Source organism: Arthrobacter sp. MA-N2, assembly GCF_000517125.1.
Taxonomy (GTDB): Bacteria; Actinomycetota; Actinomycetes; order Actinomycetales; family Micrococcaceae; genus Arthrobacter; species Arthrobacter methylotrophus.
In genome coordinates this window covers 898,739-924,784 of record NZ_KI912155.1, presented here as the reverse complement: position 1 = coordinate 924,784, position 26,046 = coordinate 898,739, and the positions used below count along the sequence as shown (strand labels likewise).

23 protein-coding genes and 1 pseudogene are annotated in these 26,046 nt (G+C 63.2%); 16 read left to right on the top strand and 8 right to left on the bottom strand.

Going from position 1 to position 26,046, the window contains the following annotated elements; translation table 11 throughout:
- Positions 1–143 precede the first annotated feature (143 nt).
- On the top strand, positions 144–1,328 hold the full coding sequence (locus A3M3_RS0104800) for a MarP family serine protease (protein ID WP_028265393.1): 1,185 nt from the start codon (positions 144–146) through the stop codon (positions 1,326–1,328).
- A gap of 119 nt (positions 1,329–1,447) precedes the next feature.
- On the opposite strand, the gene aroQ is transcribed toward A3M3_RS0104800, so the two are convergent.
- The 4 genes and pseudogenes from aroQ to A3M3_RS27275 all read right to left on the bottom strand — a co-directional run.
- The gene (aroQ, locus tag A3M3_RS0104795; RefSeq protein WP_028265392.1) at positions 1,448–1,912 is read right to left on the bottom strand and encodes a type II 3-dehydroquinate dehydratase; all 465 of its coding nucleotides are present in this window, start codon (positions 1,910–1,912) and stop codon (positions 1,448–1,450) included.
- A gap of 149 nt (positions 1,913–2,061) precedes the next feature.
- The gene (locus tag A3M3_RS0104790) at positions 2,062–2,841 is read right to left on the bottom strand and encodes a DeoR/GlpR family DNA-binding transcription regulator (RefSeq protein ID WP_028265391.1); all 780 of its coding nucleotides are present in this window, start codon (positions 2,839–2,841) and stop codon (positions 2,062–2,064) included.
- 30 nt (positions 2,842–2,871) lie between these two features.
- Positions 2,872–4,941 (bottom strand): beta-galactosidase, encoded by a 2,070-nt coding sequence (locus tag A3M3_RS0104785; RefSeq protein ID WP_155854286.1) that lies wholly within the window; start codon positions 4,939–4,941, stop codon positions 2,872–2,874.
- 124 nt (positions 4,942–5,065) lie between these two features.
- Positions 5,066–5,224: pseudogene (locus A3M3_RS27275) on the bottom strand (Tn3 family transposase); the annotation flags it as partial.
- 202 nt (positions 5,225–5,426) lie between these two features.
- Here A3M3_RS27275 and A3M3_RS0104780 point away from each other — a divergent pair.
- The 8 genes from A3M3_RS0104780 (at position 5,427) to mpaP (ending at position 13,509) form a co-directional block, all read left to right on the top strand.
- Positions 5,427–6,668 carry an integrase catalytic domain-containing protein gene (locus A3M3_RS0104780; protein WP_081736879.1) on the top strand — a complete coding sequence of 414 codons (1,242 nt, stop codon included), beginning with the start codon at positions 5,427–5,429 and terminating at the stop codon, positions 6,666–6,668.
- A 162-nt stretch (positions 6,669–6,830) separates the two neighbouring features.
- Positions 6,831–7,817 (top strand): daptide biosynthesis RiPP recognition protein, encoded by a 987-nt coding sequence (gene mpaB / locus A3M3_RS0104775; RefSeq protein WP_331280371.1) that lies wholly within the window; start codon positions 6,831–6,833, stop codon positions 7,815–7,817.
- Positions 7,817–8,638, top strand: coding sequence for a daptide-type RiPP biosynthesis methyltransferase (mpaM, locus tag A3M3_RS23785; protein WP_051422933.1), 822 nt, complete (start codon positions 7,817–7,819; stop codon positions 8,636–8,638). Before mpaB ends, mpaM begins: the two co-directional genes overlap by 1 nt.
- Positions 8,592–9,893, top strand: a complete 1,302-nt coding sequence (gene mpaD, locus A3M3_RS0104765) for a daptide-type RiPP biosynthesis aminotransferase (RefSeq protein ID WP_331280356.1) — start codon at positions 8,592–8,594, stop codon at positions 9,891–9,893. The genes mpaM and mpaD overlap by 47 nt, the downstream gene beginning before the upstream one ends.
- On the top strand, positions 9,886–11,088 hold the full coding sequence (mpaC, locus tag A3M3_RS0104760; protein WP_081736688.1) for a daptide-type RiPP biosynthesis dehydogenase: 1,203 nt from the start codon (positions 9,886–9,888) through the stop codon (positions 11,086–11,088). Before mpaD ends, mpaC begins: the two co-directional genes overlap by 8 nt.
- A gap of 55 nt (positions 11,089–11,143) precedes the next feature.
- Entirely contained in the window at positions 11,144–11,284 is a 141-nt protein-coding gene (locus A3M3_RS28405; protein WP_197023117.1) for a hypothetical protein, read from the top strand.
- Between the two features lie 73 nt (positions 11,285–11,357).
- Positions 11,358–11,507, top strand: coding sequence for a hypothetical protein (locus A3M3_RS27860; RefSeq protein ID WP_155854285.1), 150 nt, complete (start codon positions 11,358–11,360; stop codon positions 11,505–11,507).
- A 337-nt stretch (positions 11,508–11,844) separates the two neighbouring features.
- Positions 11,845–13,509: a daptide biosynthesis intramembrane metalloprotease gene (mpaP, locus tag A3M3_RS26850; RefSeq protein ID WP_051422932.1), complete on the top strand. Its 1,665-nt coding sequence runs from the start codon at positions 11,845–11,847 to the stop codon at positions 13,507–13,509.
- 197 nt (positions 13,510–13,706) lie between these two features.
- Here the strand turns inward: mpaP and acs are convergent, their stop codons facing one another.
- Positions 13,707–15,752 (bottom strand): acetate--CoA ligase, encoded by a 2,046-nt coding sequence (gene acs / locus A3M3_RS0104735; protein WP_028265384.1) that lies wholly within the window; start codon positions 15,750–15,752, stop codon positions 13,707–13,709.
- Between the two features lie 423 nt (positions 15,753–16,175).
- Here acs and A3M3_RS0104730 point away from each other — a divergent pair, with 423 nt between their 5' ends.
- The 3 genes from A3M3_RS0104730 to A3M3_RS0104720 are packed head-to-tail and all read left to right on the top strand — an operon-like array spanning position 16,176 to position 18,810.
- Positions 16,176–17,330: a hypothetical protein gene (locus tag A3M3_RS0104730; RefSeq protein WP_028265383.1), complete on the top strand. Its 1,155-nt coding sequence runs from the start codon at positions 16,176–16,178 to the stop codon at positions 17,328–17,330.
- An 11-nt stretch (positions 17,331–17,341) separates the two neighbouring features.
- A complete protein-coding gene (nth, locus tag A3M3_RS0104725; protein WP_028265382.1) occupies positions 17,342–18,133 on the top strand; it encodes an endonuclease III in 792 nt (263 codons plus the stop codon).
- A complete protein-coding gene (locus A3M3_RS0104720) occupies positions 18,130–18,810 on the top strand; it encodes an NUDIX hydrolase (protein WP_028265381.1) in 681 nt (226 codons plus the stop codon). The genes nth and A3M3_RS0104720 overlap by 4 nt, the downstream gene beginning before the upstream one ends.
- Positions 18,811–18,831: 21 nt before the next feature.
- On the opposite strand, the gene A3M3_RS0104715 is transcribed toward A3M3_RS0104720, so the two are convergent.
- The 3 genes from A3M3_RS0104715 to A3M3_RS0104705 all read right to left on the bottom strand — a co-directional run bounded on the left by A3M3_RS0104715 (position 18,832) and on the right by A3M3_RS0104705 (position 21,840).
- Positions 18,832–19,032 carry a YegP family protein gene (locus tag A3M3_RS0104715; RefSeq protein WP_035741362.1) on the bottom strand — a complete coding sequence of 67 codons (201 nt, stop codon included), beginning with the start codon at positions 19,030–19,032 and terminating at the stop codon, positions 18,832–18,834.
- Positions 19,033–19,240: 208 nt separating this feature from the next.
- Positions 19,241–20,104 (bottom strand): CHAD domain-containing protein, encoded by an 864-nt coding sequence (locus A3M3_RS0104710; protein ID WP_197023116.1) that lies wholly within the window; start codon positions 20,102–20,104, stop codon positions 19,241–19,243.
- 44 nt (positions 20,105–20,148) lie between these two features.
- Entirely contained in the window at positions 20,149–21,840 is a 1,692-nt protein-coding gene (locus A3M3_RS0104705) for a bifunctional 3'-5' exonuclease/DNA polymerase (protein ID WP_028265378.1), read from the bottom strand.
- Positions 21,841–22,012: 172 nt separating this feature from the next.
- On the opposite strand from A3M3_RS0104705, the gene ssd reads away from it, so the two are divergent.
- The 4 genes from ssd to A3M3_RS0104685 are packed head-to-tail and all read left to right on the top strand — an operon-like array spanning position 22,013 to position 26,005.
- On the top strand, positions 22,013–23,320 hold the full coding sequence (gene ssd / locus A3M3_RS23775) for a septum site-determining protein Ssd (RefSeq protein ID WP_081736686.1): 1,308 nt from the start codon (positions 22,013–22,015) through the stop codon (positions 23,318–23,320).
- Positions 23,317–24,588, top strand: coding sequence for a TadA family conjugal transfer-associated ATPase (locus A3M3_RS23770; protein WP_051422931.1), 1,272 nt, complete (start codon positions 23,317–23,319; stop codon positions 24,586–24,588). The genes ssd and A3M3_RS23770 overlap by 4 nt, the downstream gene beginning before the upstream one ends.
- Complete coding sequence (locus A3M3_RS0104690) at positions 24,585–25,373, top strand: hypothetical protein (protein ID WP_028265377.1); 789 nt, start codon at positions 24,585–24,587, stop codon at positions 25,371–25,373. The genes A3M3_RS23770 and A3M3_RS0104690 overlap by 4 nt, the downstream gene beginning before the upstream one ends.
- Positions 25,373–26,005, top strand: a complete 633-nt coding sequence (locus A3M3_RS0104685; protein ID WP_028265376.1) for a type II secretion system F family protein — start codon at positions 25,373–25,375, stop codon at positions 26,003–26,005. Before A3M3_RS0104690 ends, A3M3_RS0104685 begins: the two co-directional genes overlap by 1 nt.
- The last annotated feature ends 41 nt before the right edge of the window (positions 26,006–26,046 follow it).

Sequence of the window (26,046 nt, the reverse complement as noted above, 5' to 3'; positions counted from 1 at the left end):
AAGAGGCCCGAAACTGCGGCCTAACCGGCCGGGAATGCTGCGCTGGGCGGCGGCTTCGGGATGCGGTTGGCATCTTGCTTCTGAGGGGAGACTGTCAGTCTGTGCATCTACAATTGGGGCTTACCCGGCGGTGAGGAGCTTTGGTGTTCGGTTTGACCATATTGGACTTGGCGTTGATTCTGATGCTTCTTTCCTACCTGATCTACGGGCTGCGCAACGGCTTCCTCGTGACGCTGGGTGGAATCACAGGCTTCGCTGCAGGGGCCGTAGCTGCCTTCATCGCGGTCCCGCTCGTCGGCGACTGGGTGAAGGACAGCGGTTGGAGATTGACGGCCATCATAGGCTCCGCCGTGCTTCTCATCGTCTTGGGACACGGACTCGGTACCTGGATTGGCCAAAAGGTCCGCAGGGCCGTGCGGATCCAGCCATTGAACGCCTTGGACCGCTTGTTGGGCGGTTTCGTCAGCCTCGTTGTGGCGGCACTTGTCATGTCCATGTTGGCTTTCAGCATCAGTTCCTTGGGCGTGCCGTTCGTCTCACAGCAACTGGCCGATTCCAAGGTAATCCGCTTCATCGACACCATGACACCCACGCCGGTTAAAGCAAGCGTGGCGCAATTGCGTTCCACCGTCATGGGCAACGGTATTCCGCACCTCATCGAAGGGATCGGCCCCGTGACTCCGGTGCAGATCCCGAACACCAGCACAGACACCCCGGCGCTCAATAATGCCGCCCGTTCCGTGCTGAAGATCGCCGGCACGGCCTACCAATGCGGCCAGAACCAGACGGGATCCGGCTTCGTGGTCTCTCCTGGCCGCGTGGTGACAAACGCTCATGTGGTGGCCGGCGTGTCCCAGCCTGTTGTCGAAATTTCCGACGGCGGCGCATTGCCAGGCCGAGTTGTCTACTTTGACAGCCAACGTGACCTCGCCGTCGTCGCTGTCGACGATCTCCCGACGGCGCCGCTGCCGTTGAGCGCCGATCTTCCAGATGGTTCGCCCGCGGCCTTCGCCGGCTACCCGCATGGTGGCCCTTTCCAGTCCAAACCGGCTGCGGTGGAAGGCATCTCGACCCTTTTGGTTCCGGACATCTACGGCAACAACCCGTCCCCGGAACAGGTTTACAAGCTTGCCGGCGACGTTCAACCGGGTAACTCGGGCGGCCCGCTCCTCACCACCCAGGGCCAGGTTGCTGGCGTTGTCTTCGCCAAGACCACATCGGATGTGGCAGTGGGCTATGCCCTGACCATGGAGGAGCTATCACCCGTTGCGGCGCAGGCGTCATCCCTGAACACGGCAGTGTCCTCGGGCCAGTGCACCAAGAAGTAGCCCCGCCCACCTAGGGACATGCTCAGCGCTTGAGCTGAGCACTGGACATATTGCGTTTATGTCCAGCGCAGGGTGTGAAGGCTGGGCATGTCCCCCCGGGGAAGAGATGGACGAGGCTTCTAGACTGCGGTGGCGAGGTAGTCGATGGCCAGCTTGTAGCCCTGCACTCCTGCTCCGACGATCACTGCGGCGCACACCGGGGAAAGATAGGAGTGGTGCCGGAATTCCTCGCGCTGGTGCACATTGGTGATGTGGACCTCGACGGCGGGAAGCTGGACCGCCGCGAGGGCGTCCCGGAGTGCCAAGGACGTGTGAGTATATGCGCCCGCGTTGATGACGATCCCGGCGGCGGTTCCGCGCGCGCCGTGGATGGCGTCAATGAGATCGCCCTCGTGGTTGGACTGGACGCAGTCCACGGTGAAGCCGTTGGCCTCGGCGGCTGCCATGGCGAGCTGTTCGACGTCGGCCAGTGTGGAAGTGCCGTACTTTTCCGGCTCGCGGGTTCCGAGAAGGTTCAGGTTGGGGCCGTTAAGGACGAGGATGGTGCCGCGACCGGCTTTGGTGGCGGTGAGAGCTTCAGTCATACTTCCCAATCTATAGCTGCGAAGTGCCCGTTCGGCCTTTCTTACACCGTTGCCGCAGCCCAACTAGCTCGCAGTTCTTGTCGTTATGAGCCCCCAAAACGACAACTACTGCGAGCTAGTTGGGAGGCGGCAGGGAACTTGGGCGGCCCTCAGAGCGCGGCGATCCTGAGCTTCCCGACGCCTTCGGCGAGGATTCGCCGGGCATCCTGGCCGAGTTGCGAGTCCGTGACTAGCACGTCGGCTTCCTCCAGCTGGGCGATCGAGGCGATGCCTACCGTTCCCCACTTGCTGTGGTCCGCCAAGACCACCACGTTGCGGGCCGCACTGATGAAGGCCCGGTTGGTCTCGGCTTCCTGCAGGTTCGGCGTGGTGAATCCGGCGTTCGCATCCATGCCGTGGACGCCCAGGAACAGCGTGTCCACGTGCAGTTGTTTCAGCGCGGCCGTAGCGATGGGACCCACTAAGGCGTCCGACGGCGTGCGCTCGCCTCCCGTGACGATCACCGGGAAGCCGTGGCGCGAACCGGAGGCACCGTGGAAGAGATCCGCGATCCTGATTGAGTTTGTCACCACCGTGATCCGCGGACCCTTCAGGAGTTCCTTGGCAAGCTCATAAGTGGTAGTTCCAGCGCTCAGGCCCACGGCCATGCCTTCGTGAACCAGTGCGGCGGCTTCGACGGCGATTGCGTGCTTTTCCGCGATCAGCTGGGTCGATTTCAATTCGAAGCCAGGCTCGTGGGTCCGCGCCTCGCCGGGGATCTTGGCGCCGCCGTGGATACGCTCCACGAGGCCTGATTCCTCAAGCGACTCAATATCCCGCCGGACGGTCATGGCGGAGACGCCCAGCAGTTGCGCGAGGTCCGAGACGCGGACAACCCGTTCGCGCCGGACGGCGTCGACTATGGCGGTGTGGCGCGCTGCCTGGAGCATCGGGGCCTTTCTGGACGGACGGCAGGGTGGCTAAGCGGGAGTGGCGACGACCGCGACCCCTCCGGCAGTAAGGTTCAGCGTACCTCCGGTGGGCGTTCCGCTCAGGAGCTCGACGCCGTCGAGCGGCACCTCGACGCCGTGCGCACTGTGGTTGATCACGAAAGTCCATTCCTTGGTACCGTTGCTCCGGCGGACGATTTCGACGTCGTCCGGCGGCCGAATGCCCAAGACCGGCTCCACCCCGGCGTCGGAGCAGAGGAGCTGGAGCAGTTCGGCCAGCCCCGCACGGCCCAAACTGGTGGCCACGTAGTATGCGGCACCCTGACCGTTCGATCCGGCCCGGCGCGTCACGGCCGGCGAGCCGCCGACCCCGGAGCGCCCGACGCCGGAACCACCACTTCGCGTCTGGCCGTCGAACGTGGCAAGAACCTCCGCCCCGGTTGCCTTCCCCAGCTCGCTCCAGACCGTCCCGGGGCCGAAGCGGCTCAAGCCCACGGAATCTCCGGAACGCAAGGGGCAGAATTCTTCCATGCTGACGCCCAACAGTCCGGAGAAGGCCCCCGGGTAGCCGCCCCCGTTGACGGGGGCCATCCTGATGTGGTCGTTCTCGTCAACGATCCCGGAGAAATAGGTGATCACCAGGGTGCCGCCGGTTTCCACATACTCGTGGAGCTTTGCGGCGCCCTCATCCGTGACCAGGTACAGCATCGGCGCGATCACCAATTTGTAGCTGGCAAGGTCATCGGTGCTTTGCCGGATGTCCGTGGTGACGCCCGCCCGGAAGAGCGCGTCGTGCCAGCGCCGCGTTTCGGGGATGTTCCGGGCGTCCTCGCTGGGGTGCGAGTCCAGTTCGGTGCCCCAACGTGCATCAGTGTCGTGGATGATGCAGGCTTCGGCCCGGACCGTGGAGCCTGCCACCTCCGAAATGCTCTCGAGGACACGGCCCAGCTCCACCACTTCGCGCCAGACTTTGCTGTCTCGGCCAGCGTGGGGGACCAGTCCGGAGTGGTATTTTTCGGCCCCGGCGCGGGAGGCACGCCATTGGAAGAACAGCACGCCGTCGGTTCCGCGGGCCACGTGCTGCAGGGAATTGCGCAGCATTTCGCCCGGCGCTTTGGCAAGGTTGCGGGGCTGCCAGTTGACTGCAGAGGTGGAGTGTTCCATCAGCAGCCACGGTTTGCCCTGTGCCCAGCCGCGGGTGAGGTCCGCCGTCATGGCCAGGTCTTGGAAGTTCCGCTCGTCGGCCGCAATCAAGTAGTGGTCATTGGACACGACGTCCATCTGTCCGGACCAGCGCCAGTAATCCACGGGAGCGTTCAAACCCATGTTGAACCCCATGAAATTGGTGGTCACGGGGTGTTTCGAATGTGCCCTGATGATGTCTGCCTCCGCATTGAAGCATTCAAGGAGGGCATCGGAGGAAAACCTCGCGAAATCCAGTTGCTGCGTGGGGTTCACCCACGTTCCCGATCGGCGCGGCGGCAGGATCTCTGCCCAGTCGTAGTAATGCTGGGACCAGAAAGCCGTGCCCCAGGCCTCGTTAAGCGCGTCCAGGTTCCCGTATCTGTCCTGGAGCCATTCCTGGAAGCCGCGCTCCGCATGAGGGCCGAAATCCGGTTGGTTGTGGCAGCCGTACTCGTTGTGGACATGCCACATCACGACGGCGGGGTGCCCCGCGTAGCGCTGCACGATCGCCGTCGTCAGTGCTGCTGCGGCCCGGCGATAGTCCGGCGAGCACGCCGCGAAGGCCTGGCGCGAACCGTAACTTTGCCGGACGCCGTCGGCATTCACCGGTAGTGAATCGGGGTACTTGCGGCTGAACCACGGCGGGGGAGAAGCACTCGCATTCGCGAGATCCACGCTGATGCCGTTGCTGTGGAGCAGCTTGAGGATTCTGTCCAGCCAGCCGAACTCGTACCGGCCTTCTTCGGGCTCCAGGAGGGCCCAACTGAAGATGCCGACACTCACTAGGTTCACTCCTGCTTCCTTCATGAGGGCCACGTCGTGTTTCCAGACCTCTTCGGGCCATTGTTCGGGGTTGTAGTCGCCGCCGAACGCGATCCGTCCGCCCAGCTTGTCGACGATGTAGTCCATGGTCATACGTTGTTCTCCTTTATTGGAACTGACGGTGAGGCCGGCCATGAGCGGAGTGAATCTTCTACATCTGTTATATCTGCCAAGCTGCGATTGGGATCGCTTCAGTCTCAGGGTGGAGTGCATTTAGCTGTTCGAAGGAGCGGTCACGGATTTCGCCGAGCCGGTTGAAGAACAATGTCCGGGCGAGGGTGTTCCGGGCCTCGCCTTTGCTCAGGCCGGCGGCGAACTTTGCGGCGCAGGCCGGGTCCTGGAGACAGTCAACGAGGAAAAGGGTCCGCCCGATTCGACGGCTCGGAGAGGACCCCCGCTAACGTCCCTGACGGTCGGTCGGCAATCCGCTAGCGACAAGCATAAAGACGTTCGAGAGCCTCGCACAGCGGACCTTCCGCGTTGACTCATAAAAAACCTCCGCGTAGCCGCATACGTTGCCTCATGGGAAAAGGTCCGGGAAGGGTGGCCGCGGAGATCCTTGAGGGATGGGATTGACGATGGGTGAACGCAAAGCCGTGACGAAGCACCTGGCCGAGTCCTACCGGGCCGGTGACCGGGCCAGGAAGGGGCGGATCCTGGATGAGCTTGTCGAGCTGACCGGCTGGCACCGGGACCATGCGCGGGCGGTTTTGCGGCATGCGCTCGATCCGCCGCGGCCACGGCCCGTCAGGCCGGGACGCGCCCCGGTGTATGGGGCCGACCTGCAGGACGGTCTCGTGCTGTGCTGGGCGGTGCTACGGGGCCCTGCGGGCAAGCTGCTGGCCCCCATGCTGCCGGATCTCGTGCCGATGCTGCGGGCAGAGAAGGTCCTGGACATTACCGACGGGCAGGCAGCGATGCTCGCCCGCATGAGTGCGGCGACCATTGACCGGCGGCTGGCCGGTCAGCGGGCGAAGCTCCTGCCGCATGGCCGGTCCCATACCAAGCCCGGATCTTTGCTGAAGTCCCAGATCCCGATCCGCACCTGGGCCCAGTGGGACAACGCTGTGCCGGGTTTCGTCGAGATCGATCTGGTCGGCCACGAGGGCGGCGCCGCGTCCGGGCAGTACTGCTTCACCCTCACGGTCACCGATATCGCTACCGGGTGGACGGTGAACCGGTCCGTGCCGAACAAGGCACAGAAGCACGTCTTCGCGGCCCTGCGGCACGTCCTGGCGGTCTTCCCTTTTCCCGTCATCGGCATCGATTCGGACAACGGCAGTGAGTTCATCAACAACGAACTCTTCGAGTTCTGCCTCGAGCACCGCATCACCTTCACCCGGTCCCGCCCGAGCAACAAGAACGACGGCGCCCACGTCGAACAGAAGAACTGGTCCAGGGTCCGTGAGCTTGTCGGCTACCTGCGCTATGACACCGCCGCGGAACTGGAGCTCCTCAACGAGATCTGGGAGCTGGACCGGATTTTCACCAACTACCTGCTGCCCCAGCAAAAGCTCATCGCCAAGGTCCGCCACGGAGCCAAGGTCAGCAAAACCCACGACCGGGCGACGACCCCGCACAGGCGCGCCGTAGCAGACCCCGCCGTGGCACGGATGCCCGTGATCCGCATGAACGCCCAATACAAGAAGATCAGGCCGGCCGCGCTCTCACGGCAGATACTGGCCCTCACCGGCCGGCTTGAAGCCATCGCCACCGCCAAACAACCGGCACCGATCAAACCCGCTGTGAACGAACGATGGAACCACACCAGCCGGAGGTTTTCACATGAGGCAACGAATCAACCTTCCCGGAGGTATTGACGTGAGGCAACAGGCCTTCTCGACAAACGTCGACTTATCGTTGACGCTCAGAAGACATCGGATGTTTAGCTGCGCCCGGGCAGTTAGCTCTGGCTTTGCCCTCGAAAGCTTGTTAGCTTCGGGTCTGTGAATGGGGACACACGGTCAATAGCCGTCAAAATAATGTCATGGGCCCGGGGTGCGGATGCGTCAAAAGCATCTGAACTCGTCATGGTCTCGGAAGATTCAGCGCTGATCGGCAAGCTGGCCGACCACGATTTAAAGGCGCAGGATGTGGTGCTTTTCGCACCGCAAGGGAATCGGCCTCCTCCGACTGTACCTCGATGGCAGCAATTCCATTACCTCGGCGACTTCAAGGACCCGGACGCTGACATTATAATCGGTGAGGACTTTTACGTCCAGCAGCAGTCCTACGCTGTTTCCGAGTTTGTTCCCATTGGTGGTCCGACGATTCTGCGTGCGGACAATGATGTCGATAGAGCAGCGTTCATCCGTGATGCAGACACAGCACACTCGTCCGGGAAGTTCCCGCTCGCATTATGCCACCCCAAATCCCTTTTGGGTGACATGCCAACTCTGGGTTTCGTTCCAGATACTGCGGTGGTCAGTAATGCCTTTATCGCCAGCTCCGGGGAAGTGTTCACCTCGCCTGCGGGCCTCCCTTTAGGGAATCTGGAAGAGCCCAATCCGAACTGGTCCGAACGCTGGGCGGCTAGGATGACTGAAGTTCGGCAACGCCCGGAGGTCTCCGGCCGGCCTTGGATCAGCCGCTACCTGTCGGCGGCAGATGCTCTCCGACATGCCCAGGTCCGGGGCTTTCAGGGGATGCGGGTATCCGGTTTCGGCGGACATCTTGTCGAAGAGCTGGACGGGCTTGGTGACAAACGTCAGACCTCACGGTTGCTGCTCCTCTTCAACGGGGGCGTGGCTCATTTGCACGACACCGCCTCATCGAGGACGTACAGTCTGGGTTCTGATGCCGCCAAGCTCGCCGACATAATGCTTACGGTGGGTTCGGATGTATCTGAAACGGCGGCACGAATCCTCGGCTGTTCGGAATCGTTGGCGGCGGCTTCTATACGGCAGATCGAGGAATCGTTCAGCGACAAAGGCATCCGGGATGGCTTTGTCGAACCTGTGGGGCTCTAATGGAAGCGCTCCCTGAGGCCATCAACGGCCGTGCCCGCGTTGCCTTGAAGAACGTTCCCGACGTTATTGTTCACGACATCTATTCTCCCCTCGGGGCAAAGCTTTATGATGCGATCGCACTCCAGGACGGCCATGAGCTTCGGGAGATGATCGCAATCGCCCGCCAAACTACCGGGCCGATCCTTGAATTGGCCTGCGGGGCCGGACGTTTTACGCTGGCTCTCCTCGCCCTGGGGAGGCAGGTGACCGCCGTCGACCTCTCCCCCTCGATGCTAGCCATCTTGTCGGACCGGCTGGATTCAAGCCATGCGCATCTGCGGGGCAATCTCACAATGATCGAAGGTGACATTTGCGACTTCGATCCCGGACGCCGGTTCAACACCGTCATCTTCGGTTGTGTCACCGTGTCGCTCCTTGATTCGACCGCAAGAGGCAGGCTATTCCGCCACATGGGATCGGTGTTGTCTGCCGACGGTCGCTTCTTCCTCTCGACCACAGTGGCGGAAGGGGACACCGATCTTGCCACCCCAGGGACTCCCATCGAGAATCTGCAACAGGTCCTCGATTCCGCTGGAACCGCCTACTGCCTCCATGAATACATAGCGGCCGATCGAAGCATCCGTGCGATCACCCTGATCCCGGAAGTAATCACTCCGGGTGCCCCCGTGGACGTCTTTACCACCGCCGTCCGGGTCCTGCCGCCGGATCAATTGATGACAGAGCTCCAGGCAAATGAACTGGAAGTCATCAGAACCCACCCGGTGAAGACACCAGGTGCAGCCCACGAGATCGTCATCCTGGAAGTCGGACACCCTGCCTAGCGCGGTCTGGACTTCGCTCCAGCCGCTGACGGAAACCAACCTCCCTTCCTCGGGAGTAGTGTCTGCTTTCGGGCACAGGATCCGTTTCGGTAACGGTGACGACGTGCTCTGCGCAACAAGCGGCCTATGGAACGTAAATCTGGGCTACGGCAACCCTGCGATTGCTGAAGCAGTTCACGGGGCGCTCCTGGAGTGTTCATACTCGACGTTGTTCAGGCAATGGAACGCGCACGCCGAAGAGGCGGCGGCTGCGCTGTTGGGTGCAGCAGGCGAGGACCTCTTCGCCCGTGTTATCTACTCAACTTCCGGGAGCGCTGCCAATGACTTGGTCATGAAACTGGTCAGGCAGACTCAGATCCTCCGACAGTTTCCCGAAAAGCAATTGATTGTGGCTTTACGGGGCAGCTATCACGGCCTGACCTACGGCAGTTTCTCGCTGACAGGCGAAGATCTTGGGCAACGCATTTATGGCGTCGACCAAAAACTGATTCGCCATGTCGGATGCGAATCCGGAGATGAACTCTCGGAACTCATGGCCCTGCAAGGCAACCGTATCGCGGCGGTCGTTGTCGAGCCTGTGTTGGGGACCGGGGCGTATCCCGTGCCGACCGATTTCCTCGATGAGCTGTTCCGTTTCCGGGAAAAGTACGGGTTCATCATTGTTGCGGACGAGGTTGCCACGGGGTTCGGACGAACCGGTCCGATGTTCGCCTCCACAAGATGGTCCCAGGGACCCGACGTCCTGATCACATCAAAAGGACTCACAAACGGCTCGTGCGCCGCCGCCGCGGTACTGACGTCTGCGGACATCGCCGAGCTGTTTGTGGCTTCCGGAAGCGTGTTCACCCATGGCGAGACCCAAGCAGGAACACCAGCAACGGCAGCGGCGATCCTCGCGACCTTGTCCGAATTCATGCGTTTGGACGCTCTCGAAAACGGTGTGAGAGTCGCCAGGCAACTCGATTCCGCGCTCAATGCTCTGACTGCCTCAAACAGGTCTGTCACCGCGCATCGGGGCCAAGGATGTTTCCGGGCTCTGGAAGTGATCGGTGCAGAGGGGGTACCGATCACGGGGAAGGAAACTTCTTTCCTGCTCCAAAGCATCCGGAGGGCCGGAGCGAGCGTCTACCCCGGGCCGGGGGGCATCCAACTGATCCCGTCTCTGACCTATTCAGAGGTTGAGGTCAGAGAGCTCTTCGAATCAATTGCTGGCGGCCTATCCGAATTCGCTGCGGTAGGCGTAAGTCATGATTAGCACCGTGCGCACCGTGCGATCAGGGCCGTCGGTGTTCACTGCCCCCGCGGATTTCGTCAATTGGCTGGGCGACGCGACCCGAGCCCGCCCGCGTCGTCCGGTGCTGGCTGTTGTTGACGCCGCCGTCACCCGGTCCCCCGACGGACTACGGTTTCTAGACTTGCTGCGGGGGACAGCCGATTTGCTGTGCGTTGGCCCCGCGGCGGATGAAGCCGCTCTGCTTTCGACAGCTGAGAGCTCCGGTCCGGTGGATGTTGTGCTGGGCATAGGTGGCGGGGCTGCAATGGACACAGCCAAGCTGTTGCCGCCGTTCTGGGACCCAGGCCACCGCCTCACCCTCATGTCCCGGACACGTGCCGGTCACCTGATGCTCCGAGACGAACCTGTTCCGAGGTCCGCCCTCGGTTTGGTGCCCACAACGCTGGGCACCGGCTCAGAGTCGGGAATGAACGCCTGCATCTCCGACGGATCGCGGAAGCGGCTGGTTTCCGGCCGTCAGCTCCGGGCGGATGCCGTCCTTCTGAACTCCGGATTGACTGCATCGCTCCCCATGCATTTGGTGCTGTCCGGCACATTTGAGGCCATTTTCCGGCTTGCCACCCCGTTTGTCCTGACCGGCACGCCGAGGCGATCCTCGGACACACTTGCCTTAGCCACCATACGGGCACTGGCACAGGCCGCAGACGAGGTGCAACATCTACGATTGCAGGGCAGCCCCGGCATCCGCGCGGCCGAGGTGCGTCAGGAAGTAGCCGAGCTGAGTTCCTTTTCGCAGACCGGGTGGGCCAGCCTTGGCCGCAATTCCTATGGCACGCTCCCCTGGATCATTGCGACGGAGCTCTCCACGGCGGTAGGGCTGTCGAAGATGGAAGCGGTTGCGGCGATATTGCCGGCATACTGGCGCCGAGTGGAGTCCGGAGACAAACGGTTCGGATTCGCCGCCCGCTTATCGGACGTCGGTCATGCACTCCCACATACCAATGTGAGCCCGGCTGCAGGTCCAACCGCAGCCCTGGAAAATGCTCTGTCGCGATGGGACCTCACCAGGTCCTTGTCCATTGGCACTCAAGACATTCATCGCATTTCCCAACAGATTTCGCGCGCCTGGGGAGGCGGCCTTCCGACGATGCAGGGCTTGACTTCAGCGGACACCGAGGCCTTCCTCACGGAAGCCGTCGGTGCCGTGCGCGAATAAAGCGGGGGACGCGCAACCGGCGCGACCCGCGAGACCCATCGAAAGGAGGAAAAACATGGACATGACTAACCTGGATCTGAATATCGCAGAGCTGGAGACGATGGAAGCTCCCGATATCTGGGCCGGATTCACCGCCGGCATCGCTTCGACTATTTCAGCGATCGGCGTTGCGGCAGCCATTGTTGCCCTGACCTAATCGACGAATCACTGCACTGATCTCATCAACGGAAGAACAAATACAGAAACGGATGTCGAACATGGTTGAACTGATGGATGCTCCAACTGTCTCACCGGACCTGGCGATCGACGAGCTGGAACAGCTCGAAGCTCCCGAATTCTGGAACACCGCGGCCGGATTCGTTTCGGGAGTAGGCGCCGGAATAAGCCTCGTTGGGGCGGCCGTCCTTGTCCTGACCTGATCTGATCTGAAGCCTAAGTACGGGTTTCAAGCCTAAGCAAGGGCGAGGTGGGGCAGCTCAGTTGTCTTGCCCTACCTCGTCCGCGCCATCCGGCCGTCCAGGGATGAGCCTGCCAAACCGAAAGGGGGACTCTCTCATGGTGGTCAACATGATGCAATTCGCCGACTTTTCCAAAGGCCTTGGCAGCAGCGATGTAGTAAAGGACCTCTGGTTCTCAGTCGAGGGGGCGTCGCGGGCCTCCTTGAGGTGCCGCCCGCTGGCATCGCGCTCGTCGTTTGGCTTCTCACCCTCCGCCCAGGCGGGCACTTCGTGACAATGAAGAAAGGCCTCACATAGATTGGCAGACACTCAGCCCACTGCAGCTTCTGGCACCCTTGCTCCGCGCTTGCGAAAGGGCCTGGAAATAGAAGCGTCAGGACAAGAATGGACCGTCGCCGATCCCAGTGGGCGAATCTTCCGGATTTCAGCCGATATCGCGGCGTTGCTGAACTTTCTTGACGGTATTCGGACGCGGCAGGAGCTTCCGGCGCAGCTGACGCAGCAGACCGGGCGCCGATGGACCTCCGAAGCCGTCGACCAGGCACTCGAATCCTTCGCTGCCAAAGGACTTATCGAGGACGGAACGCAAGGACGAAAGAAGCCACCGCGGATTCGCTTCGTTCCGCCACTGACGTTGCAGATCGGGTTCTTCAGCCCGGCCCCCTTCCTGCACCGCATCAGACGCACCCTGGAATGGCTCGTCTCGACCCCATTGCTTGTTGTTTACGGCCTCATCATCCTTTTAGGAGCGACGATCCTTGCCGTCTCCGCCGGGGACGTTTGGGCGGCTTTGACAACACCGCTGCCACTCTCCACGTACTTGGCGGTTGCGTCGGCGATGATGCTCTCCACAATGCTCCACGAGATGGGACACGGTGCAACCCTTGCAGCCTTCGGCGGGAAACCCCGCCAGATCGGGTTCATGCTTTTTTACCTCACCCCCGCATTCTTCTGTGACGTTTCTGATGGCTGGCGACTGGATTCGAAATGGAAAAGGGTGTCCATCGCCTTGGCCGGTATCGTCACCCAGGGCGTCCTTGCGGGAACCGCCAGCCTCTTTTCCCTTGCGGCGAGCGTCCCCGAAGTCAAAGCCGGTCTGCTCGTTTACGCCGTCTTGGGGTACACCTCAGAGGTCATCAATCTGATCCCCTTCGTCAAGCTTGACGGCTACATCGCACTGATGTCCTACCTTGACATCAGCCACTTACGCGACAAAGCACTGCGGGACGCCCGCCGTCTTATCTCCAGAGTGCTCTTTGGCCATTCCTCGAAAGATGAACTACCTCCGCTTCGAAGGTTTAAGATTTATGGTCTGCTTTGCATGCTTTTCCCGGCGTACCTGATCGTCACCGTCTTGTCGCTCTGGCTTGACGTGATTGCCAGGTTCGGCATCTGGGGAGCCGGAACAGCACTGCTCGTCGTCGCCCTCGTCGCCGCACGCGTAGCTGCCGGATACCTCAGCATCGTTAGGGAAGGCTGGGACCGGCCGGGGTCAAGAAAACGAATCCTGGCGGTGTCCGTTTTGCTTCTAACCGGCGTTGCCGTGTCCGGGGCCTACATACAGATACCTGCCGCTATTGAGGCAGGTTTCGTCAACGATGCGGGAGGCACCGGCGTCGTCTTCGAGGCAAATTCATCAGTCCCTCATCTCGATGCCGGGCAGGTAGTTGACGTTTATGGATCCGGTCTCATAAACACGCGGAAGATCGGATCGCTGAAGGTGAGGGAAACGAAAGTCTCCACGAGAACGGTACCCCTGAACGCGATAGCGCCATTCACGCTCCCGGGCGCCCAGCTGCTCGCAGAAGTAATCCCCTTGGAAAGCGAGGCTTCCAACTCGCTCCCTTCGTCCGGGACTGCGCTCATTCGACTGCAGAACCGGAACACCTACGAGTGGCTGAATGAGAAGTATCTTCAGCCCGTCATTGCAGGACTGTCCACGGGCCGGCCGCCCACTGAATAGGGGGAACGGCGCATTGGCGGGACACCGTTGGCCTTTGTATGGTGCTTTAGCCGGCGGGGCAGCCTCGAACGGGCCCTTGATCCCGTCATAACTGAAGGAATCCAAGGACAGCGTTTTGCCGTTGAGGACCAACAAAGACGCGGGTGGCGGTCCTCCGGGAAGAGAACCGCCACCTTTGTGCTTGCCGGGCCCGGAGCCTACTTCTTCAGTGACTCCGCGATCTGGGCCATGATCGTGGGGTCGGAGAGGGTGGTAGCGTCGCCTGCTTCGCGGCCTTCCGCGACGTCTTTGAGGAGGCGGCGCATGATTTTCCCGGAGCGGGTTTTGGGCAGTTCGGGGACCACGAGGATGTGCTTGGGTTTGGCGATGGGCCCGATTTCCTTGCCGACGTGGTTGCGCAGGGTGGTGACGATGTCGTCGTCGCTGTTCTGTCCCGACGTGGCGGATTCGCGCAGGATCACGAACGCGACGACCGCCTGGCCGGTGGTTTCGTCGGAGGCTCCGACGACGGCGGCTTCGGCGACCCAGGGATGCGACACGAGCGCGGACTCGATTTCGGTGGTGGAGAGCCGGTGCCCGGAAATGTTCATCACGTCATCGACCCGGCCCAGCAGCCAGATGTCCCCGTCTTCGTCTTTCTTGGCACCGTCGCCGGCGAAGTACATGCCTTCGAAACGCGACCAGTAGGTCTCCTTGAACCGTTCCGGGTCCCCCCAGATGCCGCGCAGCATCGCGGGCCACGGTTCGCGGACCACGAGGTAGCCGCCGTGCCCGTCCGGGACAGGCTCGCCGGCCTCGTCCACGACGTCGATCGCGATGCCCGGCAGCGGAACCTGCGCCGAGCCTGGCTTGGTCGCGGTGACCCCGGGCAGGGGTGCGATCATCTGGGCACCGGTTTCGGTCTGCCACCAGGTGTCCACGATCGGGGCCGGGTGCTCCTTCTTTTCCCCGTTCTTGCCGGCGTTGGAGCCGATGACCTCCCGGTACCACATCCACGCTTCGGGGTTGATGGGCTCACCCACCGAGCCCAGGACCCGGATGGAGGACAGATCGTACCCGGCAGGGATGTCCTTGCCCCATTTCATGAAGGTACGGATCGCGGTGGGGGCGGTGTAGAGGATGGAGACCTTGTACTTTTCCACGATTTCCCACCAGCGGCCCTGGTGCGGGGAGTCCGGGGTGCCTTCGTACATGACCTGGGTGGCGCCGTTGACCAGGGGCGCGTAGGCGACGTAGGAGTGGCCGGTGACCCATCCGACGTCGGCTGTGCACCAGAACACATCGGTCGCCGGGTGCAGGTCGAAGACGGCTTTGTGGGTGTAGGCGGTCTGGGTGAGGTACCCGCCGGTGGTGTGCAGGATGCCCTTGGGCTTGCCCGTGGTCCCGGAGGTGTACAGGATGAAGAGCGGGTGCTCGGAATCGTGCCCGACGGCGGTGTGCTCACCGGAGGCGGCCCCGACCGTGTCCTCCCACCACTGGTCCCGGCCGTTGTGCCAGTCCACGTCCTGGCCGTTGCGCTTGACGACCACCACGTTCTCCACGGTGTGGCCCGGGGCGGTCAGTGCCTGGTCCACGGCGGGCTTGAGGGGGCTGGGCTTCCCGCGCCGGTAGGTGCCGTCGGCGGTGACCACGAGCTTGGCCTGGGCGTCATCGATCCTGGAGCGCAGCGCGTCGGCGGAGAAACCGCCGAACACCACCGAGTGCACGGCACCGATCCGGGCACACGCCAGCATGGTGATCACCGCTTCCGGGATCATGGGCAGGTACACGGCGACCCGGTCGCCCTTGGCCACGCCCAGGGATTCGAAGGCATTCGCGGCTTTCTTGACCTCTTCGGTTAGCTGCGCATACGTGTAGCTGCGGGTGTCACCGGGTTCACCCTCGAAATGGATGGCCACCCGGTCACCGAGCCCGTTCGCCACGTGCCGGTCCAGGGCGTTGTACGCGGCATTGACTTCCCCGCCGACGAACCACTTCGCGAACGGCGGCTCGGACCAGTCCAGGGCCTCAGTGAAGACCGTCTCCCAGTCCAGCAGTTCCCGGGCCTGCTTTGCCCAGAAGGCGGGCCGGTCCGCAGCGGCCTCTGTGTATTCCGCCGCGCCGACCACCGCGTTCGCAGTGAACTCCGCCGTGGGCGCGAACTTCCGGTGTTCTTGCAAGAGGTTTGCAAGGGCATCTCCGTTGCCTGTCCCGTCGGATGCGAGTGCAGCGGCGGTCGTTGATCCATTGGCGTCCTGGGACATGTGAACCTCATCATTCATCGATCTCTGCTGCTCGGGGGTCCGGTGGCGGGACCGCCCTGCCCAATGCGCGAATAATGCACGACATTGGGCCGCGGCGCCTCATAGGTTCCGCAATGAGCTTTACCGGAACCCACCTTAGCGTTTTGCGTTGAGAACAAGTGCCTGCGGTCACATTTTGGACCGCGAAGGGCGGTTGATTCGCGCCGAACGGCGCCGGTGGCTCTTGGGTTCTCCGTCACATGGAGAAATTGAGACTCTGCGTCCCGGCCGCCACGCAGCTGCCAACTAGTGGACTGTCAGGCGGGTGACATAGGCTGAAGAGGTCTCGAGACGCGAAAACCAGCCCCCAGCCGGGCACGGAAAACACCGATGCAGCCTTGGGTGGCAGCGTCCGGAACACCGCCGCACTAAGGAGATTTGCACATGAACCAGACGAGCCTAGGTCCGAAGAACGGCGCGCAGCCGCCCGGCTCGGCCTCCGAAGCAACAGCTGGCTCCGGGGCGCCAGAGCCCGGCAGCAAGACCTCCCCGATGTACCAAGCCGTACTGGGCCCGTTCACTGTCCGGGACCTGACCGTTTTCGGTTCCACCTTGCTGATGTTTGTCGGGTCCCTTTTGCCGATGTTTGGCGGGCTCTACAACCTATGGAACTTGAATAACCTGTTCTTCCTTGCACTAGGCATCATCCTTCCCTTGGTTGTCAGCTCCTTGTTCGTTGCACGGCGCCTGCAACCGGGGACTGTTGTGAGGATCGGTTCGCTCTCGATTGACCAGTTCGCATCCGTCGTGGCGTCTTTCGCCGTCGCCCTCTTCTTCCTGTCCACAGCTGGCGCGTTTACCGTGCTCGCGCTGGCGGGCCTGATCGGCTCAGCGGGCCTGCTGGTTGCGACGGTCCTGGCTCCGCACTTGCCGATTCTCCGCGAGGATTTCAAGGACCGGGCCGAACGTCCCGCACATCTCGTGGCCCGGGAATCGGCCATCCCGACCCGTAAGCCTGCCGTGCCGAAGGCAGCCAAGCCGGAACCGGACGCCCCGAAGGCAGAGGTCACGGTCCGCCCAGCCGCTACCATCGCTGCTCCGGAACCTGCCTCGCCCGCCGGGGACCACGACGTCGTAGCCGCTGAGCCCGCCGTCGAATCCTCCGTGCCCGCTGGGCACACCGCCGCTGCGGCTGATGCCGAGCAGGCCGCACAGGCCGCCACTCCCGAGGAGCCACGGCACATGCCAGCTGCCACCATGGCCACGCCGATCGTCGGAGGAGCCGACACCGGAGCCGGTCCCGCCACCCAGCACATCGGCACGGTTGACCAGGCCCGGGTGTATCAGCCGATCGGCGCCACCGTTGATCCGGCCACCCGGAGGGACGAATCCGAACACGGCGCTGACTACGAGGCATTCTGGTTCGCTGTGGCGCATTCCCGCGTCGCGGTCGACGAGCACAGCGGTGCGCCCGCTTTCACCATAGAACCGGGCGGGTGGGTCCTTGCCCTCGAGGACCGGGGCGAAGAATTCCTCGTGCAGGATGCTGACGGCAAAGTGGGCGTTCTGCGCGATCTCAGCCAGATTGAACGCGGCTAGCCAGGCAGGCTATGGTCACCGTCGTCGAAACCCCGCTGGCTTTGAAGCGGCGGGCGCGCAGAATCAACAAGGCCCTTGCGGAGCTTTATCCTTACGCCCACGCTGAGCTTGATTTCAGGAACCCGTTCGAACTGCTTGTAGCCACAGTCCTGTCCGCGCAGACCACGGATGTGCTGGTCAACCAGGTCACCAAGATCTTGTTCGCCCGCTATCCGGATGCCCGGAGCATGGCCGAGGCCGACCCCGCCGAGCTGGAGACGATCCTGCAGCCGACTGGCTTCTTCCGCGCCAAGGCCAAAAACGTCCTGGCGCTCAGCACGCGCTTAGTCGACGAGTTCGACGGCGAGGTCCCCGGTCGCTTGGAAGATCTGGTGACGCTCCCCGGCGTCGGGCGCAAAACGGCAAACGTCGTACTGGGAAACGCCTTCGGTGTTCCAGGAATCACGGTGGATACGCATTTTGGCAGGTTGGCGCGCAGGTTTGCTTGGACGACGTCCGAGGATCCGGTGAAGATCGAGTTTGACGTCGCGGAATTGTTCGAGCCGAAGGATTGGACCATGCTGTCCCACCGAGTGGTTTTCCACGGACGCAGGGTCTGTCATGCGCGCAGGCCAGCGTGCGGCGCATGTCCAGTGGCCGATTGGTGCCCCAGCTACGGCGACGGCGAGACCGATCCCGTCAAAGCTGCCAAGTTGCTCAAATACGAATTGGCGCCGGGCAAGGAAGCGCTGCGGGCACAGCTTCTCGCCGAGACCCACCGCGCGGCCGAGATTCGGATGGAATCACAAAGGAGGCCGGGATGACCGCACTTGAGGATCTCGTCAGTCTCATCACCAGGATTGATTCCGGGCTGCATCCCGGCCCTGATCCGCGGATTGCCGCTGCAATGGTGGATCCGGACAAGGCAAGAAAAGCTGCCGTGCTCATGCTCTTCGGGGTCTTGGAGGACGTCCCCGCCCGATCCGGCAGGCCGGTGGCCCCGGCGGACCTGGACGTGTTGCTTCTGGAACGCGCGCACACACTGGACGACCATCCCGGGCAGGTGGCATTCCCTGGCGGAAGCATCGATCCAGGGGATGAGTCAGCCGTAGCGGCAGCTCTTAGGGAGGCGGTCGAGGAGACAGGCCTGGAAAGTGGAGGCGTGCAGGTGCTGGGTGTCATGCCCGAACTCGGCCTGATACGCAGCAACTTCGTGGTCACCCCGGTGTTGGCTTGGTGGGCTTCGCCGTCGCCCGTGAGGGTTGTGGACTACGGGGAATCCGCGCAAGTTTTCCGGGTTCCGGTGCGGGAGCTCCTGGGCCCGGACAACCGTTACACAGGAACGCTCACGCGACTGGGCCGGACCTTCTCGAGCCCCGTCTTCATGGTCAACGGACTAGTGGTCTGGGGCTTCACCGGGATGGTGCTCAGTGGCCTTTTCGACGCCTTGGGGTGGACAGTTCCCTGGGACACGGAGAGATTGCTCGAGATCGAGATGTAGCCTCATGCGCCGCCGCCTGCCCTACGCCGCACTTCGGGCTGTTTTCGAGTGGTCTACGACGAGTGCCGTGGCGGCATTTTCCCGAACGGCGTTGATGCCGGCGACTACTGCCTTGAGGTGCTTGAATCGGGGCGATTCCGCCACGAGTGTTCCGTCGGCTGCCGTCAGCCGGAAACGGTAACCGTCTTCGCCGTCTTTGAGAATTTCGAATCGTCCAGCCATCGTTGATGTTCCCCCTTGATACTGCATCGCTTAATGAGCGGGTCGTTGCATTACGGCGTTCCTCATGTTGAACGCCATAGTCGAGACTAACCAGAAGGAAGGGGAAGGCAGAAGTTACTTTAGGGTAAGTTACCTGACAGGGTCATGGCAGCGTCCTTTCCGCAGAATGACTCGCTTTCGGCCCAGCTCGCAGCTATGGTTCCGGACTTCAATAGATCAGCGCGCGCCTCGGAGCCGGCACGGGATACTCTGCCATGGCCACCTTGAAATCTTCCTCCGCGTTGAGCCGCCGCCGGACTTCCATTGACTCCAGCCTCTGGGAATCTTCCGCGTCGATCCCTGGGGCTTTTGCCAGTTCCCTGATCCAGGCGCCAGCTACGACGGCGTCGTGCTGCTCGCCCAACAACCGTTGCAGGCCAATGGCCGGCTGGATCACTCCGGAAGCATGGTGGCTGAACGTGTCCGCAATTGCCTCCACCGAATATCGGAGACACTTGACGTCCTTGCGCGCTTGGTGGAGCGCAGCATTGCGCACGTCCGGGTCGCCGCTTGCCGCCTCCTCCGCGAGGCTGTGCTGCAACTGCTCCCACCGCGCCTGGAGGCGCTCCGCGAGATCCGCCGTCGGGTGCCTGTATTCCTTGGCAGCGGGGACTTCCAGCAGCGCTGCCCTTGCAGCCCGCAGCGTCCGCTTGCTGCGCTTGCCTCCACCAAGGGCAGCTGCCAGCCGGGCGCTGGACGATTCCAGTTCCTCAAGGGCCCGGCGCACCGCCTCAGGAGCTTTCCAGGAATCCTTCGCTTCAAGGGAAAGGCGTATCCTCTGCGCCAGGACAAAGGCATCCCGGGACTCGCCGAGTGAAGTCGCCAGCCATCTGACTTCCTGGCGGACCGGTTTGGGCAGTCCCGGGATCATGCCGCGATAGCAGCTAAGCACTGAACGGAGGCGGCGAAGGGCAAGCCTGGCGTTGTGCACTGCTTCCGGGTCAGCCGTTGCGATCAGGGGTAACTGGCCTTCTACCTCCGTTAGCTGGAAGGCGATGTACACAGCCAACGGCGCCCTATCTTTGCTTCCCACGGGGCAATCGTCCTCCGCTGCGGTTCCGGGGACAATAGCTGTGCTTACTTCGCCTTGTCGTAAGAATCGACGACGGCGATGCTCACCGGAAATTCCACTGGAACCCGCCCGAACAACAGCTCCTTCGCGGCAGCCGCGGCCTCCTCGATGGCACGGATGCAGGCGTCCACCGACTCGGTCGGCGCGTGCACCATGACTTCGTCGTGCAGGAAGAACACCAGTTCCCCGGCCGGCGTTGCGCCCCCATCCATGGCCCGCAGCCGCCGTCGAAGTTCGGCCAGCCAGCACGACGCCCAGTCCGCCGCTGAACCCTGCACCACAAAGTTCCGCGTGAAACGTCCTCGCGATCGGGCGATGCTGTCCGCGCGCCGCTGTTCTTCCGCCGTCGTGGATTGCTGGCTGCGGATCCAACGTTCCGACGGCGGCGGGCTGCTGCGGCCCAACCTCGAGGTCACGGTGCGGCCGGCTTCGCCGTCGCGGGCAGCCTGCTCAACGAAGCCGACAGCTCGCGGATAAGTACGGGTCAACTGAGGCATGAGCCGCCCGGATTCGCCTGTTGTGGCGCCGTAAATTGCACCTAGCAGGGCGATCTTGGCCTTCGAGCGGTCGCCGCCGAATCCCTGCGCGGCGATGCCGGCGTACAAGTCCTTGTCCCGGGCCGCCTCGGCCATCTTGGAGTCTTGGGCCAGTGCCACCAGAACCCTCGGTTCAAGCTGGGAGGCGTCGGCAACGATCAATTTGTGCCCGGGGTCCGCGTGCACTGCGCCCCGGATCTGGCGCGGGATCTGCAGCGCCCCGCCACCCCTGGAAGCCCAACGGCCGGACACCACGCCGCCCACCACATACTCGGGACGAAACCGGCCTTCGCTGACCCAAGCGTCCAGCCAGGACCAGCCGTTGGCGCTGAACAAGCGGGAGAGTTTCTTGTATTCCAGCAGGGGCCCGATGGCCGGATGCGTTGATTCCTTGAGCTCCCATTGGCGGGTTGTTTTCACCTCGATGCCGTTCCGATGCAGGGCACGCATGAGGTCCTGGGGTGAGTCCGGGTTCAGCCTGGGAGCGTGGAGGATCTCCCGGAGCTCGTTGCATAGCGCCTCGAGCCTGGCTGGCCGGTGGCCTGCTGGCGGACGGGGACCCAGGTGGCCTTCCAGTATTTCTTCGTGGAGGATCTCCTGCCACGGCACGCCCGTCAACTGCATTTCAGCCGCGATCATGGCGCCGGCGGATTCCGCGGCCAGCAGCAGTTTCAAGCGGTGCTGCCGGCCTCCCTCCCTTGTTGCCTGGCCGAGCGCGTGTTGCTGTGCCGCGAATTCGGCGCGGATCTCGTCCAGTCCGCGCTCCGTGCTGCGCCTGCCAAGATCGTCAAAGAGCGCGCCTTGCCCGGCAGAGGCAGGGGCGGGGGGAGGCTGAAGGATCCGTGCAATGTCATCGTCCTGGGTGAGCTTTTCCGCGCTGCGGGCGTAGTCCGTGTGCGCCGTGAACTCCGAATGCACCAGGATGGCGCGGCAGAGCGTGAGGTCGTGGCAACGTTCCAGCTCCACTCCTGCCTGGAGCATTGCCGGGTACCAATCCTGGGTCCGGTTCCAGACCCAGCGCGGCCGGCTCTCTTCCAGCCCGCTGACGACGCCGGCAAGATCGCCTCGTCTTATCACGCGAGGCTCGGCCACGGCTACTCCAGCCGGGCTGCTTTCCTGAATGGCTACGCCGTCTGGGTGGGTGGCGAGCAGCAGGTACATGCTGATAATTCTGCCCTGTGACTGCGGGAAATCCGGTACTTTGCGGACAGCCTCCGTCCGCGAAGCTTCCTTGCGGCGCACACTTGTCCTCCACAGCAGCTATTCCGGCTGCTTGTCCACATACGCAACTACCGTTCTTCAATCCTCGCCGCGAACCGGAAACAGTGGTTTCATGAGCGGGCAACATATCGAACCGAGTGGCGGCAGTGGTGGCGACAGCGGCGGCGTCCGGGAGGGGGGCGGTGCTCGCGCCGGATTGCAGGCCGGTGTTGGTTCCCGCGCACGCGCAGGGCGGCGGGGCATGCATGACGCGTCGGGACTCCAACGCGGACGCCACCGGCCCGGCATTGCCTCTGCACGCGGTCCGGATCCAGGCCGGGATCTACGTCCGGATCCGGATCCGGACCCCAGCACAGCGGCAGCCGAGCCGTGGCTGCCCGTCGATTCCGCCGAAGTGCTGCTGGTGACGGACAACGTGCGGTTGCATGCCGACATAGAAAGGATCGCTGCCGCGGTCGGCGTCAGTCTCCGGACTTCGGTGGATTCGGCCGGTGCCCGATCCATGTGGGACACCGCCGGGATGGTGCTTCTTGGCAGTGACATCCGTGAACTCCCGCCCCGTCGTCGTCCGCCTTCGGTCTTGCTGGGCCTCGACGGGGAAGGGGACTCTTTGTGGCAATTAGGGGCGGCATTGGGGGCCGAACGCGTGGCGGTCTTGCCCGAAGCTGCAGCTTGGCTGGCGGAACACCTCAGCAGATCCCATGCCCCCGAACCCGGAGGGCTGGTGCTTGGCGTGATGGGAGGATGCGGCGGTGCAGGCGCCTCCACGGCTGCCGTTTGGCTGGCCCAGGAAGCGGCCGCCCACGGGGTAGGGACCCTGTTGGTTGATGGCGATCCCAGGGGAGGCGGCCTGGAGCTTTGTTTGGCAGCCGAGGATGCACCTGGCCTTCGCTGGCCTGATCTTGCAGGCGCCAGCGGTAGCATCGGTTCCGGGCAGCTAAGCGACTCACTCCCCGCAGCGGGAGGATTCTCCTTCTTGTCTTGGCCGGGTAGCCGCGAGCCGTCACTGGACGTAGAACCCGGTGCCGTTGCGGCTGTCCTGGATGCTTCAAGACGGGGCTTCGAGCTGGTCATCGTCGACATTGGCCGCGGATCGGAATCACTCGCGAGCTTCGCCTGGGACTGCGACAGAATTCTTCTCGTGGCACCGGCCCAGCTCCGCGCCGCAGTCGCTGCGGCCAGGCTCCTCCAGGAGTTGCCACCCGTGGACACTGCCCTGGTGATCCGCGGAAATGCGGGTTCGGCCCTGGACGGACCCCTCATCGCCGAATCACTTGGGCTGCCACTCGGCGGCGTGCTCCCTGAGATCCGCGGAACCGCAGCCGCAGCCGAGCTCGGACGCCTGCTCGAATTCGGGAAGCGGAAGGCCGTCCGCCGCTTTGCCAGAGCCGTGCTGCAACTTCTCGACGGAGCAGCATGATTGCCCCCGGCTTCCGCAGCGAGGGCCCCCGGCGCAGGGGCCAGCGCCTGGATGCCGCACTCCTTGAGACTGTTCGGGAAACGGTCATGGCCGATGCCGGACCGGTCACGCCGTCGCGGGTGGCCGCCGCCGTGCATGCCACGGGCCGACTGCTCGGAACCGCCGGTGCGCTCGCCGCCGTCGAATCGATCAGCGCTGAGCTGAGCGGGTTGGGACCGCTCCAACAACTTGCGCGGGATCCTTCCGTGACGGACATCTTCGTGAATGGCCCGGACTCTGTGTGGTTCGATCGCGGCAAAGGATTGGAACGGGCACAGCTGCACTTCGACGGCGAACCTCAAGTCCGGGCACTGGCCTCCCGGCTTGTGGCGGCCGGCGGGCGCCGTTTGGACGATGGTTCGCCGTGCGTTGATGTCCGGCTCGACGGTGGATACCGGGTCCACGCGGTGTTGCCTCCGATCTCCACCGCCGGAACCTTGTTGTCCGTGCGGATCCGGCGTGAGGAAGTTTTCTCCATGGACGAGCTGCGCGAGGGAGGCATGTTTGCGCCACACGTGCAGCATGTGCTTCAGGCCGTAGTGGACCGGAGGCTGAGCTTCCTGATCAGCGGTGCCACTGGTTCCGGGAAGACTACGCTCCTGTCCACGATGCTCGGATTGAGTGATCCCACGGAACGCCTGGTCCTGATTGAAGATGCCTCGGAACTGAATCCTGTGCACCCGCACGTTGTGTCTCTGGAGTCCAGACACGGAAACCTTGAGGGCGGGGGTGCGCTCGACCTCGGTGAACTCGTGCGGCAAGCGCTCCGCATGCGTCCGGACCGGCTCATCGTGGGAGAATGCCGCGGTGCCGAAGTCCGCGAGCTGTTGACGGCACTCAATACCGGTCATACAGGCGGTGGCGGCACCATCCATGCAAATACGGCCTCCGCTGTCCCGGCCAGGCTCGTTGCCTTAGGCGCGCTTGCAGGCTTGAGCAGGGAAGCGGTCCAACTGCAGCTTTCAACGGCATTGGACGTAGTGATCCACGTCGAGCGGACCGCCGCAGGCAGAAAAGTGTCGTGCATTGGACTGTTGGTGGACGACGCATCGGGCCAATCCGTCCTTCCTGCCATAGAGCTGCGGCGAGGCGGCGCCGTTGCCGCCAGGGCTTGGAAGGATCTCGCAGCGCGACTTGGGCTGGACCCAGGGCTCTTGCCCGGGCTGACGGAACGGCCCGAATCGGAGGGGCGGATTGACCGTTCGAATTACTCGGGGACCGTCCGGTGACCGCGGTTTTGATGCTTGTCCTGGCCGCTGCGGCGTGGGTGATATTCCAACCGTTCAGGCGACTTGGCAACCGGGTAGTACACGCCCTGACACCTACACCTACACCTCCGGCTGCGCCCGCAAGGGTGATGCCGTGGAGACGCGTTCGCGTGGATGCCCTGCCACTCACTGTGCTCGTGCAGCAGTTGGCAGCACTTCTCCGGGGCGGACGTTCGCCGTCCAGGCTTTGGGAAGAGTTGTGGCTGGTGCATGGAGACAGCGATAAGGATCCGGACTCCGAGGGGCCCAACGCACGAGGAAAGAGTTCGGCCATGCCCAGACTGTCCGCTGGGTCCGTGCAGCTTCTCGCGGCGGCGCGGGCGGCCTCCGCGATCGGAGAGTCAGTCGCGGAAGCAACCAGAACAGCGTCTGCGAAAGACCTCATCGGCGGGAATCCCTCGGAACGGCGAATTTGGGGAGAACTTGCCGCATGCTTGGACATTGCGGAGGCGAGTGGTTGCCCATTAGCGGACGTCCTGACGCGATTCGCCGCCCAACTTGAGGCCGAGGACGACGCCGATGGTGCCCGGCAGACCGCTTTGGCCGGCCCGAAAGCCACGGTGCGCCTCCTGACGTGGTTGCCCGTGTTCGGCTTGGGGCTGGGCATGATGCTTGGAGTGGATCCATGGGGCATCCTCTTGGTCAATGGCGTCGGATTGGCGGCGCTTGTCGGCGGGATCGTCCTGACGGTCGCCGGCAGAGTCTGGTCGTCCCGACTAGTGCTCGCGGCGGTTGGGGTTCACTGATGGATGTGCCTCTCGCTGCCGTCGCAGTGTCCTCGATGTTGATCTCCGCCGCCGTGTTGGGACTGCTCCGTGCGGGACAGGCCCGGCGGCGAACAGCTCTACGGATGCTTCGCGGCCCTTCCGGGGGCAACGGCCCGCCGAATCGCGTTGACAGCGGCCGAGCCCCCAAGACGGCCGGGAATCCTCACATGTACGAAGGGTTGCGCGATGTGCCCATGATGCTTGAACTAGTGGCCGTCATGCTCGATTCAGGCGCGGGAATCGCACGATCACTTGAACTGATTTCCAGTTGTGCGGCCCCCCAGCTCAGCCGCTCGCTGGGAGCAGTGGTTGCGGCCTTGGATATCGGAACGGACTGGGAGACGGCGTGGCGGAGCGCAGGCCAGCAGTGCTCTGAAGCGCGCAGGCTCAAAGACGCCCTCGCCTTTGCCGCCCTGACCGGCGCTCCATCCTCGGCAATCCTTTACGCCCAGGCAGCGCGTATGCGGCGTGAACAGTTCCGGACAGCGGAAAAGCGCGCCGCGGCACTGGGTGTGAAACTCGTCATTCCATTGGGGCTGTGTTCCCTTCCCGCTTTCATTTGCCTAGGCGTCGTCCCGGTGCTGTTGGCAATGATTCCGTCCGCGGGATAGCCGGCCGCAGTGTGGCTCAGGGGGCGGCTTCGCGGCTTCGC

Bases quoted from the DNA above. Each gene is read 5' to 3' on its own strand.
- aroQ (WP_028265392.1), bottom strand. From the start codon at position 1,912: ATGACTGAAGCTCTCACCGCCACCAAAGCCGGTCGCGGCACCATCCTC.
- A3M3_RS0104790 (WP_028265391.1), bottom strand. From the start codon at position 2,841: ATGCTCCAGGCAGCGCGCCACACCGCCATAGTCGACGCCGTCCGGCGC.
- A3M3_RS0104785 (WP_155854286.1), bottom strand. From the start codon at position 4,941: ATGACCATGGACTACATCGTCGACAAGCTGGGCGGACGGATCGCGTTC.
- A3M3_RS0104780 (WP_081736879.1), top strand. From the start codon at position 5,427: ATGGGTGAACGCAAAGCCGTGACGAAGCACCTGGCCGAGTCCTACCGG.
- mpaB (WP_331280371.1), top strand. From the start codon at position 6,831: ATGTCATGGGCCCGGGGTGCGGATGCGTCAAAAGCATCTGAACTCGTC.
- mpaM (WP_051422933.1), top strand. From the start codon at position 7,817: ATGGAAGCGCTCCCTGAGGCCATCAACGGCCGTGCCCGCGTTGCCTTG.
- mpaC (WP_081736688.1), top strand. From the start codon at position 9,886: ATGATTAGCACCGTGCGCACCGTGCGATCAGGGCCGTCGGTGTTCACT.
- A3M3_RS28405 (WP_197023117.1), top strand. From the start codon at position 11,144: ATGGACATGACTAACCTGGATCTGAATATCGCAGAGCTGGAGACGATG.
- A3M3_RS27860 (WP_155854285.1), top strand. From the start codon at position 11,358: ATGGATGCTCCAACTGTCTCACCGGACCTGGCGATCGACGAGCTGGAA.
- acs (WP_028265384.1), bottom strand. From the start codon at position 15,752: ATGTCCCAGGACGCCAATGGATCAACGACCGCCGCTGCACTCGCATCC.
- A3M3_RS0104730 (WP_028265383.1), top strand. From the start codon at position 16,176: ATGAACCAGACGAGCCTAGGTCCGAAGAACGGCGCGCAGCCGCCCGGC.
- nth (WP_028265382.1), top strand. From the start codon at position 17,342: ATGGTCACCGTCGTCGAAACCCCGCTGGCTTTGAAGCGGCGGGCGCGC.
- A3M3_RS0104720 (WP_028265381.1), top strand. From the start codon at position 18,130: ATGACCGCACTTGAGGATCTCGTCAGTCTCATCACCAGGATTGATTCC.
- A3M3_RS0104715 (WP_035741362.1), bottom strand. From the start codon at position 19,032: ATGGCTGGACGATTCGAAATTCTCAAAGACGGCGAAGACGGTTACCGT.
- A3M3_RS0104705 (WP_028265378.1), bottom strand. From the start codon at position 21,840: ATGTACCTGCTGCTCGCCACCCACCCAGACGGCGTAGCCATTCAGGAA.
- ssd (WP_081736686.1), top strand. From the start codon at position 22,013: ATGAGCGGGCAACATATCGAACCGAGTGGCGGCAGTGGTGGCGACAGC.
- A3M3_RS23770 (WP_051422931.1), top strand. From the start codon at position 23,317: ATGATTGCCCCCGGCTTCCGCAGCGAGGGCCCCCGGCGCAGGGGCCAG.
- A3M3_RS0104685 (WP_028265376.1), top strand. From the start codon at position 25,373: ATGGATGTGCCTCTCGCTGCCGTCGCAGTGTCCTCGATGTTGATCTCC.